Annotated in this window: 1 protein-coding gene; it reads right to left on the reverse strand. The window is 67.1% G+C overall.

Features of this window, described 5'->3' with window-relative positions; genetic code table 11:
• Positions 1–257 precede the first annotated feature (257 nt).
• Entirely contained in the window at positions 258–1,454 is a 1,197-nt protein-coding gene (locus tag VGC56_RS10915; protein ID WP_464124934.1) for an IS256 family transposase, read from the reverse strand.
• Positions 1,455–1,711: the final 257 nt, after the last annotated feature.

Genomic DNA, 1,711 nt, shown 5'->3' on the forward strand with positions numbered 1-1,711 from the left:
GCCGCGGAGGTGCCGAGTGCTGTGGCCGATGCGATCATGAAATTGCGCCGGGCGACGCCGTCCATGTCGAGGTCCTTTCTGACATCTTCGGGCATTTTGCGTTCCTTTGCGGCGGACCAGACATACTGGCCGCCGCCACAGGACGGCGGTAGGGCAAGGGGCATGCGTGACCCTATCCGACAGGCCGAACGGCTGATGGCGATAGTGCCCCGCGGGGTGGTGTAAGAGCGCCGATCCTCGGAGAGGTTCGAGACTGATCAGGCCGCCACGGCGGGCAGCCTGACGGTGTCAGTATGGGTGAGGCGGGCCAGGGTTTCCAGGCTCATGTAGCGGCGCGCGACGGCCCACTCGTCGTTGGTCTCCAGCATCAGGGCGCCGACAAGCCTGATGATCGCTGCGTCGTTCGGGAAGATACCGACGACATCGGATCGACGCTTGATCTCTTTGTTGAGCCGCTCGAGAGGATTGGTGCTGGAGATCTGCGGCCAGTGGTCCTTGGGGAAGTCCATGTAGGCCAGCACGTCCTCGCGCGAGGCATCCATCATCGCGCTGAGCTTGGGCTGCTTCTCGCGAAGCGCGTCAGCGACGACATTCCACTGCGCCGCGGCCTCGGCCTTGGTCTCCTGGGCGAAGATGGTCTTCAGCATGGCGGCGACAGCGGCACGCTGCTTGGCCGGGGCATGGGCAAGCGCATTGCGCATCCAATGTACACGGCACCGTTGCAGGCCTGCATTGAAGACGCGCCGGGCGGCGGCGCGCAGGCCCTTGTGGTCGTCGGCGATCACCAGCTTGATGCCGCGTAGCCCGCGATCGGCCAGGGAGCGGAGAAAGTCGGTCCAGAAGGTCTCCGCCTCGGACGGGCCGGTGGCGATGCCCAGCACCTCGCGCTTGCCGTCGCTGTTGACCGCCACGGCGACTATCACGGCACGGCTGACGATGCGCCCACCCTCGCGGACCTTGATGTAAGTGGCATCAAGCCAGAGGTAGGGCCAGGCGCCTTCGAGCGGGCGGCTCAGGAAGGCGTTCACCCGGATGTCGATCTCGGCGCACAGCCGCGACACCTGGCTCTTCGACATACCGCCCGCGCCCATCGCCTTCACCAGGTCGTCGACCGAGCGGGTCGACACGCCGTGCACGTAGGCCTCCTGTATCACCGCCACCAGCGCCTTCTCCGCCGTGCGCCGGGGCTCCAGAAAGCTCGGGAAGTAGGAGCCCTTGCGCAATCGCGGGATCGCCAGCTCGATCCGCCCCGCACGGGTATCCCACTCCCGCGCGCGGTAGCCGTTGCGGTGCGCCTCGCGCAGCGGCTCGCGGGCGCCCTTCGCCGCCCCCGCCGCTACCTCGGCCTCCGCCTCCATCATCCGCTCCGCGGCGAAGGCCAGCATGTCGCGCACCAGGTCGCTGTCGGCGTCCTTCTCCACCAGCTCGAGAAGCGCCATTCTCTCATTGGTCATCGTCGGTCTCCGGTTCGGTCACAGGTCTCGCAACCCGAACCCTACCGAAGATTGGCGGTGGCCGCCCACGGTGCCCCCGGCCGCGCGCTGCGCTACGCTAGGGGCTCCGCGCGCGGCCTCTTACACCACCAGCTGGGGCACAGCCCAACGATGCCGACGCGGGTTCTAAAAGCATCCGACGTCTTACGCCATTGTGCGTCTTGCGGCCGCTTGGGCCACGCGGCAGCGTCTAATGCCAAACATGGAGATGGCCGTCG

It is taken from the genome of Allosphingosinicella sp. (assembly GCF_036403745.1).
Classification (GTDB): Bacteria; Pseudomonadota; Alphaproteobacteria; order Sphingomonadales; family Sphingomonadaceae; genus Allosphingosinicella.

Excerpts from the sequence above, each read along its gene's own strand:
- VGC56_RS10915 (WP_464124934.1), bottom strand. The coding sequence starts at position 1,454 with ATGACCAATGAGAGAATGGCGCTTCTCGAGCTGGTGGAGAAGGACGCC.